Annotated in this window: 14 protein-coding genes and 1 pseudogene; 6 read left to right on the top strand and 9 right to left on the bottom strand. The window is 40.5% G+C overall.

Annotated features, from left to right (window positions below; translation table 11 throughout):
• The 3 genes and pseudogenes from EZ437_RS15090 to EZ437_RS15100 all read right to left on the bottom strand — a co-directional run.
• Positions 1 to 240 (bottom strand): annotated as a pseudogene (locus tag EZ437_RS15090) (hypothetical protein); the annotation flags it as partial.
• A 20-nt stretch (positions 241 to 260) separates the two neighbouring features.
• Entirely contained in the window at positions 261 to 710 is a 450-nt protein-coding gene (locus EZ437_RS15095; protein WP_165500432.1) for a hypothetical protein, read from the bottom strand.
• Between the two features lie 35 nt (positions 711 to 745).
• On the bottom strand, positions 746 to 982 hold the full coding sequence (locus EZ437_RS15100) for a transposase (RefSeq protein ID WP_131596900.1): 237 nt from the start codon (positions 980 to 982) through the stop codon (positions 746 to 748).
• Positions 983 to 1,096: 114 nt separating this feature from the next.
• Between EZ437_RS15100 and EZ437_RS21645 the strand changes: the two genes are divergently transcribed.
• Positions 1,097 to 1,240 carry a hypothetical protein gene (locus EZ437_RS21645; protein ID WP_165500433.1) on the top strand — a complete coding sequence of 48 codons (144 nt, stop codon included), beginning with the start codon at positions 1,097 to 1,099 and terminating at the stop codon, positions 1,238 to 1,240.
• A 90-nt stretch (positions 1,241 to 1,330) separates the two neighbouring features.
• Here EZ437_RS21645 and EZ437_RS15105 read toward each other — a convergent pair whose 3' ends face one another.
• From EZ437_RS15105 to EZ437_RS15115, 3 genes are all read right to left on the bottom strand, one after another.
• The gene (locus tag EZ437_RS15105; RefSeq protein WP_131596901.1) at positions 1,331 to 2,320 is read right to left on the bottom strand and encodes an SH3 domain-containing protein; all 990 of its coding nucleotides are present in this window, start codon (positions 2,318 to 2,320) and stop codon (positions 1,331 to 1,333) included.
• A 175-nt stretch (positions 2,321 to 2,495) separates the two neighbouring features.
• Positions 2,496 to 4,043, bottom strand: a complete 1,548-nt coding sequence (locus tag EZ437_RS15110; RefSeq protein ID WP_131596902.1) for a glycoside hydrolase family 76 protein — start codon at positions 4,041 to 4,043, stop codon at positions 2,496 to 2,498.
• A 52-nt stretch (positions 4,044 to 4,095) separates the two neighbouring features.
• Positions 4,096 to 5,685, bottom strand: coding sequence for a LamG-like jellyroll fold domain-containing protein (locus tag EZ437_RS15115; protein ID WP_131596903.1), 1,590 nt, complete (start codon positions 5,683 to 5,685; stop codon positions 4,096 to 4,098).
• A 333-nt stretch (positions 5,686 to 6,018) separates the two neighbouring features.
• Between EZ437_RS15115 and EZ437_RS15120 the strand changes: the two genes are divergently transcribed.
• The 4 genes from EZ437_RS15120 to EZ437_RS15135 all read left to right on the top strand — a co-directional run bounded on the left by EZ437_RS15120 (position 6,019) and on the right by EZ437_RS15135 (position 11,076).
• Positions 6,019 to 6,894, top strand: coding sequence for an energy transducer TonB (locus EZ437_RS15120; RefSeq protein ID WP_205942727.1), 876 nt, complete (start codon positions 6,019 to 6,021; stop codon positions 6,892 to 6,894).
• 54 nt (positions 6,895 to 6,948) lie between these two features.
• Complete coding sequence (locus EZ437_RS15125) at positions 6,949 to 7,632, top strand: AbiV family abortive infection protein (protein WP_131596904.1); 684 nt, start codon at positions 6,949 to 6,951, stop codon at positions 7,630 to 7,632.
• 409 nt (positions 7,633 to 8,041) lie between these two features.
• Positions 8,042 to 10,708 (top strand): DNA ligase D, encoded by a 2,667-nt coding sequence (gene ligD / locus EZ437_RS15130; RefSeq protein WP_131596905.1) that lies wholly within the window; start codon positions 8,042 to 8,044, stop codon positions 10,706 to 10,708.
• Complete coding sequence (locus EZ437_RS15135) at positions 10,708 to 11,076, top strand: DUF6717 family protein (protein WP_131596906.1); 369 nt, start codon at positions 10,708 to 10,710, stop codon at positions 11,074 to 11,076. Before ligD ends, EZ437_RS15135 begins: the two co-directional genes overlap by 1 nt.
• Positions 11,077 to 11,102: 26 nt before the next feature.
• On the opposite strand, the gene EZ437_RS15140 is transcribed toward EZ437_RS15135, so the two are convergent.
• A complete protein-coding gene (locus EZ437_RS15140; RefSeq protein ID WP_131596907.1) occupies positions 11,103 to 11,549 on the bottom strand; it encodes a hypothetical protein in 447 nt (148 codons plus the stop codon).
• Positions 11,550 to 11,858: 309 nt separating this feature from the next.
• On the opposite strand from EZ437_RS15140, the gene EZ437_RS15145 reads away from it, so the two are divergent.
• Positions 11,859 to 12,452 (top strand): hypothetical protein, encoded by a 594-nt coding sequence (locus tag EZ437_RS15145; RefSeq protein WP_165500434.1) that lies wholly within the window; start codon positions 11,859 to 11,861, stop codon positions 12,450 to 12,452.
• A gap of 431 nt (positions 12,453 to 12,883) precedes the next feature.
• Here EZ437_RS15145 and EZ437_RS15150 read toward each other — a convergent pair whose 3' ends face one another.
• Both EZ437_RS15150 and EZ437_RS15155 read right to left on the bottom strand, forming a co-directional pair.
• Positions 12,884 to 13,213 (bottom strand): hypothetical protein, encoded by a 330-nt coding sequence (locus tag EZ437_RS15150; RefSeq protein WP_131596909.1) that lies wholly within the window; start codon positions 13,211 to 13,213, stop codon positions 12,884 to 12,886.
• Positions 13,214 to 13,805: 592 nt separating this feature from the next.
• Complete coding sequence (locus EZ437_RS15155) at positions 13,806 to 14,021, bottom strand: DUF6965 family protein (RefSeq protein WP_131596910.1); 216 nt, start codon at positions 14,019 to 14,021, stop codon at positions 13,806 to 13,808.
• Between the last annotated feature and the right edge of the window lie 10 nt (positions 14,022 to 14,031).

Genomic DNA, 14,031 nt, shown 5'->3' on the forward strand with positions numbered 1-14,031 from the left:
ACCCTGATCAGCATTTGACGCAAGCGGGCTGCCCGACTCCCAAACCTCGGCCTGGCTGATGTACTTTTTGTACCAGTTCACGAAATAGCGAACTACTTCGCCGCTGCTAAGCCCATACTTACGGCCAAGCTGCGCCTGGCTCAGTTTGCCTTCAAGGTATTCCCGGGCAACGGCAATTTTAAAAGAATCCTCATAGGTAACAAATGTCCCTGTCTGTGTCCCTTTTCTCGGTTTTTCCATAGTAATATAAAGTTAAATGGTTAGTCCGAATTTGGTAAGGCAATTTTAGGAATAGACACCTCCACTGCGATGGCCTGTCGGTTATAATTATCTATTACATTAAAGGTTCTGAACTTTCTGTTATTGGTGAGTACATCACTCATGAAATCCAATGACCAGGTTTCTCCAGGTCCCTCAGGTTGCAACAATGGTTGTTTAACGCGCTCAGGAATTCGTTTGCGTACCTTCCTGCCACGATTCATACCTAACATCAGATAAACACGGCGCACCCGTTTATAATTCCATCCTAGTCCTTCTCTGCGGATACGACTATAATACAAATCCTGTCCTTCTGTAGGATGTTTCTCCGCCAGTTCCTGGAGCTTCAGAATAGTTGCGCTATCATCTTTAACCTTTTTATAATAATACATGGACTTAGGCAGGCAAATTACCTTGCAAGCCCTGCTAATGCTTGTATGATGTTCAGCCATCACATAAGCAGCCATATCCTTTCGCTGGCAGGGCTTTAGAACTTTTTTGACAACACGTCTTTCAGTATCTTATTATCCAGAGCAAGTTTAGCATACATGTGCTTCAGCCTTCGGTTTTCCTCCTCCAGCTCTTTGAGCCGACGGAGCTCCTGGTTATCCATCCCTGAATATTTTTTCTTCCAATTGTAGAACGTGGCCTGGTGTACGCCAAGACCACGGCAGATATCAGCTGCTGTTTTACCTGCTTCATGTTCTTTGATCGCTGCTACGATCTGTGCTTAGGTAATTTTTGACTTTTTCATCTTACTGTTTTAAAGTTACGAATTTTCGCCTTTTACACAGTCCGATTTTTTGGGAGGGTTACACAGAGGATCAAAGAGCAGCATATGAACGAAGTTTTATACACCTCTGCATCAGTTGATAAAAGTGATTTGTCAATCTTGTCGGAAGATGACTTTTTTCACGCCGTAAAGCAGCTTAATCTTACGACTAAAGAATTGGCATTCCTGACTTTTTGGTTTGTGAAATAGAGAATTTCTGTAGCTTTCTTTCTTTGCTACATGCATCCAGGAGCAGGAAAGAAAGCTACAAAAAATAGTGCTATGGGTTATTTCCACCTCTCAAAAAACCAGATAATCTTTACTCACCCACTTAGCTTCCATATTTATTTTACACCAGTTGTTCTGCTCTTTTTCTATAAAAAGCTCTTGCCCTTTGGTATAGCTGCCGACTTTAGCAAAGGTAGCCGCGGGACCAGTTCTAATGTTTAGCGAATTGGCATCTACAATTGCTCTTTTGACCTCGTAGGTGTAGGTTGCGGACACCCAGTAATCTTTGCTGGACGAAATCTTGTACCAGCCGTTTTGCTCAGCGAAAACCCTCAGTAAGGCGCCTAAGGTAACCGGGTCCCTATCGGCTTTTGCAGAAGAAGCATTAGCGGCTATACGAACATTCAGACTGGCGGTATTTACGCATGCATATTTTATAGGATTTGTTACAATAGTAGGAGGGACTACTGGCTGACCACTGATCTGTTGTGCTACCAGAGGTAAAAAGTTCGCTTCACAGTGTGCCACCTTATTTCCGCCAAAGAAGTTTGTGCCGGGGCATGTTTTGTTTTTTCCGGTTCCATTATTGCGAGCTCCAGTCTCGAGGTTAAACCAATGATGATATACAATTCTGTTTGTGTCAACAGCCAGATTAAACCTGGTGCACAAGATTGCGGTCATCTGGATGATGGTATCGCGGTGTGCGGGAGTCATGGTGTCGCCCGAAAGGTCAAAGTTTCCTACATGTTCAATACAGATAGCATTGGCATTTTGTCCATAGATACAGGCCGGTGTTTTCTCCAGCGAACGACCTGTTAAGATCGACCCATCAGGAAATGTGCTGAACTGCTGACCAATATCGCTCCATCCATTGCTGTTAATGTGGTGGTTTTTCATGCTCTGCTGCATTTCAAAATGATTTGTGCCTCTGAAGTCAGTATAGGAGGGAATGTAAGTATGATGCTGCTGTATGGTGTTGATGGTACGTGCAACATGAATTGACTTGATCCAGGTGGCAAATTCCTGGATTGTCATTTTGGTGAATCCTAGTTTGGTGGTCATGGTTTGATTGGTTTGTTTACTGATATACAATATCTTAAATAATATTCAAATAAAAAAAGACCTTAATTAAATTATCAAGATTCAATTAGTTCATAAAAAATAGTTCACAAACAAAATCGCTGTGCATCTTGGCAGGATACACAGCGATTTTTTAGGAATTAAAGAAAACTACCTCTTACAACCCTTCATGCTCCAGTGAAGCCAGGCGTGCCAGCATTTCCAGACAGGCTCCCTGATGCAAGATGTCATAGCTGGTTTGCGTTGCGCCGCCACCTCTGAAATCACCATTGATCAGATGGGTGGTTTTATTGCGGGCGCCGGATAACCATGCATTGGCCATTGTCTTTTTATAAGCATTGACATAGGTCGTATTTCCATCTAACTTATACAACTCTATGAAGCCTCTGAACATGATTGCCTGAAACCATACGTGTCCGGGTTCCAGAATACGGAATGACTCTCCCAATGTGTAGGAATTGAATGGTATAAACCACTTTTTGTAAGCAGCTTTGGCAATGTTCTGAGCTTCGGTCAGGTAATGCGCTTCACCAGTGATCTTGTATAAAAGGGAAGCAATCTGCATTGGCTGACCAGAATTGTAAGCGTATTTCTCTTTGGAGATAACCAGCGCAGAGTTTGGATTGCCCTCATCAGATAAGTGTACATTGTCCCAGTATAAGTAGTCTAACGGGTCCTGCAGTGTATTTTTTACCCAGGTGTACAAGCTTTTTGCACTATTTAAATAAGTGGTTTCATTGGTTGCCTGATATAGCTTTGCTGCCAATACGGCCGCAGGAGCAGTGGAACAGGTGTTTTTAGAATTACCATCCTCTTTCCAGTATACTCCACCGCCCATTTTAGCGTCAGTACCAGCAAGGATAAAGTTCCATACGATCTTGGCCCTGGCCAGATATACAGGGCTTTTTGTGAGCATGTATAGGTCTACCATGTCAATTCCAACCCAGATATTGTCATCATAAAACCGCTCGTCGCCGTCTCCGGGATATACTGCGTAGGCCTCAGGTCTGCCATTTCTAGTGTTGCGGAAGTCATCAATTCCCTTTAACAACCTGTTGTCATACAGACTGGCAATTTTTGTTTTATATGCTGGATAGTGCTCAGCCGCTTCTTTTAATGCAGCGTAGCCGGAGAACGCACCTCCATGACCCCATATTACTGCTGCGCCATCCCAATAGCCGGAAGCCCGCGGGTAACTGGCGCTCCAGATATCTCTGGGCATGCCGTCGAGGTACAATTTTACCATGGATGTCATAAGGGTATCCGCACGCTTCAGAAAAATGGGAGCAAGGTCTGCCACTGCCGGACTGTATGGTGTAGCGTCAGCAGTGGTCTGAGCTGATTTTATCCCTGCTTTGTTGATCACCACCACAGTTATGGTATACTTAATGGTAGCAGGAACACGGATGGTCAGTTTGGATTCAGATCCGGAAGTTACATTGATCATAACAGGGTTTGGGCTGGCGCTTGCACCGGTAGTAGTGGGCCTATAGGCGATCTCTGCTTTGATGATGGACTCATCCTCAGGGTTGGTCCAGCTTATTTCCAGTTCCTTTTCATTGCTTGTAGCAGCCGCTTTTAGTTTGGAAACTGGTTTTACAGTTTTTCCAATGGTGTCTTCCGGTAGTGCTATTATGCCATCTTTTTTGCAGGAGACCAGTACAGTAGCATAGATGAAGAGTAGTATGAGGGGAATTCTTTTCATTGATAATTTCTTTATAGGGTGTATAGATGGGTTGTAATTGATCATCTGCTGATTAGTTAGGGCATCCTTTGCTTACAAAAACACTTTTAGGAACCTTAACCTGGGTGTAGTTTCCGCCAAGTTTAGCATTGGCAAGGATCAGGTTGGTTTCATATTTGCCACCATTGCTGTCTTGGATATGACCAGTTTCCACACCAGCAGTAAAGTTCCAGCGGGCAAGCAGTCCGGTTTGGGTTCCTGTTAATCCGCATAGATTGTCCTTGATCTGTTGGCCGCTACGTGCTACTGTCCAGACCCTCGCTTCAGATACAGCGCCTTTCATGGCCCTGAAATCCTGTCCGAATGCACGTCCTATCTCAAACCTGTTGCCGTCTGAACTGCTGGTCAGGTTTACTACTGAATGTGTTTCATCCTGTCTGGCCACAATCAGTACGTCCTGTACGCCATTTATGTACAGCTTATACTTTTCCTGTACGGTTGTTTTTTCGCAGTCTACCACCAAGGCAATGCTCATCCATTCATTCAGGTTAAAGCTTTTGGTACTTTCCAAAGTGATCTTATCGCCCAGACCAACTATTTGAAGTGGGTGAGTAGGCCGGAAATCATCGTTTTTACCCCTAATCAGCAGATTACCTTCCAGTCCCATAAAAGTTTGCAGTCCGCGGTACCCGTCCATCTTGCAGGTCATTTCGAAAGTTACCTGTTTTAGGGTAGTTACCGATTTATCTACAATAGCAATGTCGCTGAAATTAGCATAGCCAAAGTATTGGTCACTCAGGTTCATAGCGTACGCAGGACCTGCAACCGTAATATTAATGGTCGATTTCTGACCTTTTTTATCTTCTATGATGACTGTAGTCGTTCCATTGATCTTGCCTTTTATGGTAATGGCATTTCCATTTACAGAAGCTTTGGCTACCAGCGGATTGGTTACAGCAACCTTATAACCGCCATTCCCTGAACTTACGGTAACGATGTCGCTTCCCTGAACTGCATCTAAAGTGATGGAGGTTTTATCAACGGCCAGACCGGATGGAGCAGTGATGTTGAGTGTGATGGTCGCTTCCTTGCCTTTGGCATCTGTAATCTTCACTTTGGCTATACCTGCAGCTGTGGCCTTTACTTTAAATCTTCCATGAGATTCCAGTTTTGATTTATCGAGTTCTACAAACTGGGCTGAATTGGTAAGCAGTTCAGTATTGTATCCAAAGTTTCCCGTATTGATGGTTACTTCTGCTTCATTTTTACCTGCTACCCCGACTTCCAGTGCTGCTTCAGTTTTATCGAGTGTCAAGTCAAACACTTTGGCTATTTCTACATCAATACTAGTTCTTTTAAAGGCCTTATCTGTTATTACAATCACTGCATTGGCTCTTTCCTGTTTGCTGGTTGCCGTGATGGTGATGACGTCTCCTGAGATAACCGCCTTAGCGATGTTGTCATCTGATGATACCGCAGTGTAGTCACCATTGCCGGTGACTATATTAACACTTGTGGTATTGTCGGGGGTAAGGGCCACACTGGATTTATCCAGGGCCAGTTCGACGATAGTGAAGGTGGGCTCTTCTTTGGAGCAGCCCGGGAGTGACAGCTGACACACAAAAAGGATGATTGCAATGAGGGCATGATTTTTTTTAAACATAATTGATTTATTTGGTTAGTAATAGATTGCAGGACACTATAACGATTTAGCTATTTTAATTTAGCAATAACCATTCTTGAAGTTCAATTAACTATTGATCTGGGAGGGTTGCTTTTTTACAGCGTTAACAAGGTGTTGTCTTGGATTTTGAGGCTCGTCAATCATAATATTTGGCTTATTAGGAAATCCAAGGTATAAAATATTCTTTAACGAAACAATTTATATGATATAAATTGATAAAACGGTTTACCAATATCAAATTAGCATATCAGTTATCTTATCCGAGTTTATGGATATATTATTATTTTAGGACCATAATTATCGCTTTCATATATGGACATCAAAGAAACCAAACTGTTAAACCCGACTAATAAAATAGTCTCCACCATTGTATATGTCATTTTACTCCTTGCTTGCTTTTATTGCCGAGTGTTTGTATTTCCCTGGGGAAACGCTTCATATATAGGTGCCCTGGCAGTTGTTTTGATTTTGGCTATCGTATTTACCTGGATCAGTGTAGGTGAAAAAAATAAATTTGGCTATTTTATGCTATTGGTATTGTCTGTTGGGATTGCTGTTGCAGGAATAATGGGCGCCCAACAATTGCGTGTCATGTACATCAACCAGCAAGTAGAAAAATATGGAGTCATCACGCAAGGTCAGATTGTAAATGTTTATACCAGATATAGTACGAAAGGCAGGGATCGTAAGCTGGCCACATTAGCCTATCGTGCAGATGGACAGGAGGTTTATCAGGATCTGGATAATAAAAAAGCACATATCAAAAAGTATGACAGGGTGAAGCTCATTTATTCTTCTAAAGATCCCAACATCTTTTCTGTCATTAAAATCGAACAGCCATTCACCCATCCGACATCTGCGGAGCGTAAGGATGCCCGGCCAGTTACTTTTATAGATACTCCTCCTCAGTTCGGTGATGGTATGCCGGCATTATACGCTTACCTGCGCGACAATTTACATTATCCGCAAGAGGCAAAAGATCAGGGTATCAGCGGCAAGGTATTTATTTCTTTTGTCATCACAGAAGACGGTTCTGTAGCGCATGTGAAAGTGGAAAAGGGAATAGGGGGTGGTTGTGACGAAGCAGCAGTGGAGACGGTAGCTAACATGCCTAAGTGGAAACCGGGTGTACAAAATGGTAAACCGGTACGGGTAAAATATAATATTCCCATTTCCTTTAGCTTATAAGTTAAATTAGTATTTTGCATTTAAATAGAACAGTTCATTTATGGAAGAATAATTATGGAGCAGGAGCGGGGATTTGACAGCTTGAATGCGAAAGAATGTGCAGAGGTATTTCCATCACTAATTGACAATGCGGAGCGCCATTTTGCAGTCGCGCACCACATTGCTACCATCAATGAATTTCCCAATGCCGTTGCCCATTTAATACTTGGGGCTGAAGAACTGGTCAAAGCCACTGTGCTTATGCTTAAAAGCAAAGAGATCGATGTAAATTATGCCATTGGATACGATATTTTATTCTCAAAGAACAACGCCAGACATACCATACTAAAAGATTTTTTCTCTGTATGGATCGGTATAAAAGAGATTCTGAATTTGCCCAAATCTAAAGAACAGTATACATTAAAATACCTTTTTAACATGGTGATCGCCGAGTTTGTCGGCATAGTAAAAGGAAGGGATAATTTGAACTGGTGGGAAAAGGTAGACGGCCTGAAGCAGAGATGTATGTATGTGGACTTTAAAAATGCACTGGTACTGCCTGACTTGCAGGTAGCAAAATCAGAATACAACCAAGCACACCACCATGTATATGCGTTCAGGTATGAGTTTTACCTGTTTCATCATAAATTGCTCAACGCAGCCAAAGAAGAAATCAAAGAATTTCGTGAACAGATGGACAATAAAGAGATTGCTTTATTGCTGGAAGATACTTTTCAAAGAAAAAATGTGCTTACCTAAACATCGACAGGTAATATAAAACAAAAGTAGAACCCACGTTTTCCTCACTGGTTACCTTTTATAAACGGAGTAGAAACGATGATTATTCAAGTTGAAAGATACACATTTTAATGTCATCACCTGAAATCAGGTAAAAAACTAATATTTAGGCCCAGATGTAGATGGTACTCATGAAGATGGAACCAGAAGTTCCCCAGAAGATTTTACTGTAAAAAAATAAAGGAGGTCGAAATTAATCTCCCCCCTCTATAATCATCCCTATTGTGTTACAAACATATGTAAGTTTAAACGTATAAACCAAATAAATTGCAATATTTATTTTCGTTATTTTCTATTTATACCAAATCTTATTAAAAAACCATACTGCATGATGGATTGTTGAAGGATTAAGTTAACCTAAATATTTGCCATGAGTCTGCAGAAATACGTTTCCAAAAGGGATTTTACCAAAACCAAAGAACCTAAATCAGGGAAGAGCACAGAGATGAACAAGCTGATGTTTGTTATTCAAAAACATGATGCCACACGTCTGCATTACGACTTTAGGTTGGAGATGGAAGGGGTGCTGAAGAGTTGGGCAGTGCCCAAAGGCCCATCTACCGACCCTAAAATCAAAAGACTGGCAATGATGGTTGAAGATCACCCGTTTGACTATAGAGATTTTGAAGGTATTATACCTAAAGGCGAGTACGGTGGCGGTACAGTAATCGTATGGGATCAGGGTACTTATGAACCTATTGAGGAGATTAAAGGAAAGAAAGCACAGGAAAAGCATTTGCTGAAGCAATTAAAAGAAGGGTCGCTAAAGATCAAATTGCATGGAGAAAAATTAGAAGGAGAGTTTGCCCTGGTGAAAACACATGGTATGGCCGAGAATAGCTGGCTGCTCATCAAACACAAAGATGAATTTGCATCAGTAAAGGATATTACAAAGAAGGATAAGTCGGTGTTGTCAGCGCAGACCATTGCGCAGGTAGAGAAGAACAGTGACCAAGTATGGCATAGTGATAAAACTGAGGAAACCAAATTTGACGACGTACCTGCTCTGCTTAAAAAAGCACCCAAAGGAAAAATCCCTACAGTAATAAAACCAATGCTGGCTACACTGGTGGATGCCCCTTTTGACGACAGCGACTGGCAATACGAGGTAAAATGGGATGGCTATAGGGCGCTCGCTTCTGTAAACAATGGAAAAGTTGAACTTACGTCGCGCAACAACAAGAGCTTCAATGATAAGTTTTATCCCATTTATGAGCTGTTGCAGGAATTTAAGATCAATGCAGTGCTGGACGGAGAGGTGATTGTACTCAATGACAAAGGGGTGTCTAACTTCGGCGACCTGCAGAACTGGAGAAGTGAGGCCGATGGTACGCTGGTTTATTATGTGTTTGACATACTTTGGTATGAAGGGAAGAACCTGATGGATCTGCCCCTAAGCCAGCGTCAGGCGATATTGGAACAAGTACTCCCCACCGATGATGACCGTATCCGTCTGGGCAAAGTATTCCATGCCAATGGGATCGAGTTCTTTCATGCCGCAGAAAAGATGGGCCTGGAAGGCATCATCGCCAAGCGCAAAGACAGCACCTATTCTCTGAACGCGAGATCAAAAGAATGGGTAAAAGTCAAGATCAATAAAAGACAGGAAGTGATCATAGCAGGGTATACTAAGAATGAAGATACTAATAAACAGTTCAGTTCGCTGCTGCTGGGCGTATACGAAGACAGTGCGCTGCAATATGTAGGCAAGGTAGGCACCGGCTTTTCAGATAAAGTACAAAAAGAGATGATGGCACAGTTCAAGCCATTGATTGTCAAGGATAGCCCATTTGAAGAAATCCCGGATGTAAACAAGCCCTCCCGTTTTCGGCCAAATCCTCCTAAAGCCAAAGCGACCTGGCTAAAGCCGGAACTGGTGTGCGAAGTAGCCTTTTCGGAAGTAACTGCAGACGGTGTATTTCGTCACCCATCTTTTGAGGGAATGCGGACAGATAAAAAAGCACGTGAGGTAATACGCGACAAAGCAGCCTCAACTGAAAAAGTTATTGCTGAAGTAGAAGCCGAAGTTAGCGAGGCGACCAGGGACAAAAAACCTGATAAACATTCAGCAGCAATAAAACCTCCAAAAGATGGGGATCGCAAAACATTGCTTAACCCTAAAGACGAAACGCAGGTACGTAAAGTCAAAGGCCACGAGCTGAAATTCACACACCTGAGTAAATTGTACTGGCCTGAAGATAAGATCAGTAAAAGAGATATGTTCAATTACTATTACAAAATCGCCGATTTTATCCTGCCTTATTTAAAAGACCGTCCTATGTCGCTCAATCGCTTTCCCGGCGGCATTCACAGCAAGGGTTTCTATCAGAAGAATGTGAAAGATACTGCGCCAGACTGGGCCAAAACATTTCCATATACCACATCAGACAGCGATGAAGAAAAGGAATACCTGGTAGGAGATAACGAAGCTACTTTGCTTTGGATGGCTTCATTGGGTTGCATAGAGATGAACCCCTGGTTTAGCAGGATCTCCTCACCAGACAGTCCCGATTATTGTGTGATTGACCTGGATCCTGACAAGAATACCTTTGACCAGGTAGTAGAGGCAGCTTTGGCGGTTAAAGATGTACTTGATGAAATTGATGTGCCAGCGTACTGCAAAACCTCCGGATCTACGGGTATGCATATCTATATTCCATTGCAGGCCAAGTATACATATGATCAAAGCCAACTGTTCGCCCGTATCCTAGTAAATATTGTCCATAAAAGGATTCCTAAGTTCACCAGTTTGGAACGCATGATTGCCAATAGAAAAGGGAAAATGTACCTGGACTTCCTACAGAACAGGCCGGGTGCCACGATAGCCGGGCCATACTCCTTAAGACCGAAGCCAGGTGCCACAGTGTCTATGCCATTGCACTGGGATGAAGTAAAAAAAGGTTTAAAGATGCAGGATTTTCATATATTCAATGCTCCAGACCGGTTGAAAAGTGAAGGAGATTTGTTTAAAGGAGTGTTGGGCAAGGGTATTGATCTGGAAAAGACGATCAAGAAAGCAAAGGAGCTATTCGGATAATGAAAGAAACATTTAGATTTTATAAGACAGCAGATAGCAGGTGGTACATTGATTTGCCCGAATGGGGTGGCAATATTGATGATCTGGAAATGGTAGAAGGTGCTGATACGATGCTTGATAAAGTCTCTGGTTATTCAGATGAATGCTATTTGGAGATGAGTGACGAACCATTTGAAGGTGCAGACAGGATTATGCTTGTAGAAGATCTTTCAGCGTCGGTTGGTGGAGGTAATTACATCATGGAAACACACAAGGGCGAGCCGATTAATCACCCTATGTGGTTGTGCGAGGTGACTAACTATGTTTTTCATGAACTGCCATCAGTTATATATTTGAGTTATTCAGATCAGAGATATATCAATAAATAAAAATTATCTGCCTTCGCTCATTTAAACTATTCATCCGGTTCATAGGCAATTTCATCGGTTGACGCCATTTCGGACCTGACCAATTTTAGCTTTAACGCGGAACCATAAATAATCAGCGTTCCCATTAATAATGCTATCCCAATAGTTGTGAAACTAAAAGGACTACGCTGAATATATGCACAATAAATTGGCATGCTTAACATGGAAATGAGCGCTGAAGCACTGACAATTGTCCATTTATAATTCCAGACTTTGTCAGAATGGTAAAATCCTGTATAAAAAAGATAAAAGAGACTTGATAGGCCTGCTATACTAAATCCCGTAGCATTTGAATCTGGGAAGTAAAAGATAAATGTAATTAGCATAGGAAAAGCAAGCTTATCACCTGCGTTTATCACACATAGCGCATAAAAAATAGAGAATACGACTTTGTAAAATGTTAATTTGTCGATTATATAGTCGTTAAAGGTCATATTTGGCAAGATAAGCACAGCAACTGGTATGAGCCACAACGTAAAAAAAACTTAAGTAAGTACTTCATAACTGAAATAGCCTTTACAAGATACGCTTTAATAGTGGAATATAAAATCCTTAAACTATTTTCCATAAGGTGGTTTAGTATGTTATTTATTATATTAGTATAACCAAACTTAATAACATGAATTTTAAACGCTTCATTTTATCCTCTTTAATTGTAATACCTTTTTCTTTAAATCTTTCTGCTAATGCTTAAAATATAAATTGTTTACTTGGCTTTATTTATGAAATACTTTTTAATATTCATGTTGTATTTTACAACTGCCGCTTACGCTCAGACCAAGCAAAGCAATTTCGACTTAAAGGAATTTACTCCCTTTGCCTCAAATGATCTAAAGTTTGACAAAATAGTTCCAGAGAGCGAATACTTATACTGGAGATGTGTTCATACGAATGCTTATTTAAAACATGGACAGGAGCAAGTTGTAGCAGAGTCCGGTGACAAGAAATATGCAAGGCGTGCAAGAAAAATTTATAGTGAAAGCGGATTTTTGCTAAGTTGCGGGCCTGGATTGTGCTACAACTACATTATAGCATTTCGTAAGGATAAAACAGTCGAAATCATCCGTGCTGACGAGTCACTTAAATCATTCATCGGTAATGTTGATAATATTGATGAGGTCAAGATATTAGCGAGGGCAAACGGACTGTATGTTAGTTTAAGACGTCTAGATACTGGTTCTTATCGTAAAATAGGTGATGATTATTTTCTGTATCTGTTTGACTATCTACAAAGCTGCATTATCACTGATAACCAGGATGAGCAGTCAGTAAGAGCTTCCTTAACATCAAAAGGGAAATTTACATTAATAGATAGGAGCTTCTACAACAAAAAGTAAGATCAAGCTGTCAATCAACTTGCTTAAAATGTTGTCTTGGATTGAAGATGCTTGTCCTTATTTATAATTTCACGAAAATGCTATGCATATTAGATACTCTAATATATTATTAATCATGCAAATAGTAATATATTAGGGTGTCTAAATAATTCAATATGTAAACCTAATGTTTTTTACCGAACTCATGTGGACGGTAATTCCTTTTCTTTTTTATGTTTTGATATTACTGGTACTCAGGGAAGTAGTCATGTGGTATTAGAAGATCAATACTATTGTGGAGAATGAGGAGAATCAGATTAGGCTGCAACAAGAGACAAACGATTTACTGATCGAACAAATAAATTTGATGAAAGATCATTACAAAGCAGGGAAGGGAGAGGGTAGTAGTGGCTCTATAAATTTAAATGAAATGTAGTGTGCCCAGTATTTGTTTAATATCTCCAGGAGGACTTAAATGTTTTTAATAAGATGATAGATTTACCATTTTGCCCTTTTAAAAATAAAGTGGTGCCCAATAGTCGCTGAACTTTAAAGGAGGAAACAGTTCCATTATCTGATATTGTGAGGTAATCTACCCCCTCGATTTTGGATACTTTATAAGTAACGCTATCTCCATAGCCATCAATATTTTTTATATCGAGATGCATTTCTGGATTTTTACTATTCCAGATACCAATATATGTCGGTTTAGGTGTATCTATTCCAAAACCACATCCAAATGATAAAATTGAACAGAATATTACATAGAGAACCTTTTTCATAGCCCAAATATACTCAATGCCTGATGTATAGCAAAAAGCACGAAATGAAGGACAGCTGCCTGTAATTGCACGATCTTAGAAAACAAAACCCCTATAAAAAAAGAAAGAGGCGACTCATCCGAGCTCTCCTCTATTCTAACCAAATATAAACCTGTATGAACGGGTTTTTCTTTAAATTCCCCTTATGCCCAAGTTAGCGTCTGTTACTAATTTCCCTGAGCGGGAAGATGTTTTCAAGTTATAATGTTAATCTCTTCAATTGATCAACGATACAAATGTACTATTTTTATATGATAGTGTAAAATATACACACATCTTTTTAACAGTTTTTAACACTTCAATGACTATTATAAAACATCAATCCATTGCTTTAATACCTATATAAAACTGAATTACTCAAATAATCAATCATTTATCTCAAAATATTGATTGTAAATCCAGTTTATTTCAATGAACTGCATAATTTCCATTGCGAATAGCCTACTATAATGCAAATTTACTCAAGATATTTCTACCGACCCTATATAAATTGAACAATTATTTGAAAAACACCTGTAAATTGTTCAAAACCACTAAAATCAGTGAAGCTGCATTATTCAGCTTTATCACGCTGCTCGATAATATCCAATAATCGTACCAATCTATCAACGAACGCATCAGACATGCGTGCGTTACTTGCATTTTTTATAGTTGCAATATGACTGGCTATAAACTTGGGAACATCCCTGACGATAACACCAGGGTACAATTCTGCTTCTTCAGGCAAATCAATCCCTATAAATGCGGCTTCTAATTCTTCAACTGTCATAAATACAAAG

It is taken from the genome of Pedobacter psychroterrae (assembly GCF_004331695.1).
In the GTDB taxonomy this organism is placed as follows: Bacteria; Bacteroidota; Bacteroidia; order Sphingobacteriales; family Sphingobacteriaceae; genus Pedobacter; species Pedobacter psychroterrae.

Coding starts and splice junctions, on each gene's coding strand:
- EZ437_RS15140 (WP_131596907.1), bottom strand. CDS start 11,549: ATGACCTTTAACGACTATATAATCGACAAATTAACATTTTACAAAGTC.
- EZ437_RS15125 (WP_131596904.1), top strand. CDS start 6,949: ATGGAGCAGGAGCGGGGATTTGACAGCTTGAATGCGAAAGAATGTGCA.
- EZ437_RS15115 (WP_131596903.1), bottom strand. CDS start 5,685: ATGTTTAAAAAAAATCATGCCCTCATTGCAATCATCCTTTTTGTGTGT.
- EZ437_RS15120 (WP_205942727.1), top strand. CDS start 6,019: ATGGACATCAAAGAAACCAAACTGTTAAACCCGACTAATAAAATAGTC.
- EZ437_RS21645 (WP_165500433.1), top strand. CDS start 1,097: ATGAACGAAGTTTTATACACCTCTGCATCAGTTGATAAAAGTGATTTG.
- ligD (WP_131596905.1), top strand. CDS start 8,042: ATGAGTCTGCAGAAATACGTTTCCAAAAGGGATTTTACCAAAACCAAA.
- EZ437_RS15135 (WP_131596906.1), top strand. CDS start 10,708: ATGAAAGAAACATTTAGATTTTATAAGACAGCAGATAGCAGGTGGTAC.
- EZ437_RS15150 (WP_131596909.1), bottom strand. CDS start 13,213: ATGAAAAAGGTTCTCTATGTAATATTCTGTTCAATTTTATCATTTGGA.
- EZ437_RS15110 (WP_131596902.1), bottom strand. CDS start 4,043: ATGAAAAGAATTCCCCTCATACTACTCTTCATCTATGCTACTGTACTG.
- EZ437_RS15095 (WP_165500432.1), bottom strand. CDS start 710: ATGGCTGAACATCATACAAGCATTAGCAGGGCTTGCAAGGTAATTTGC.
- EZ437_RS15155 (WP_131596910.1), bottom strand. CDS start 14,021: ATGACAGTTGAAGAATTAGAAGCCGCATTTATAGGGATTGATTTGCCT.
- EZ437_RS15145 (WP_165500434.1), top strand. CDS start 11,859: ATGTTGTATTTTACAACTGCCGCTTACGCTCAGACCAAGCAAAGCAAT.
- EZ437_RS15105 (WP_131596901.1), bottom strand. CDS start 2,320: ATGACCACCAAACTAGGATTCACCAAAATGACAATCCAGGAATTTGCC.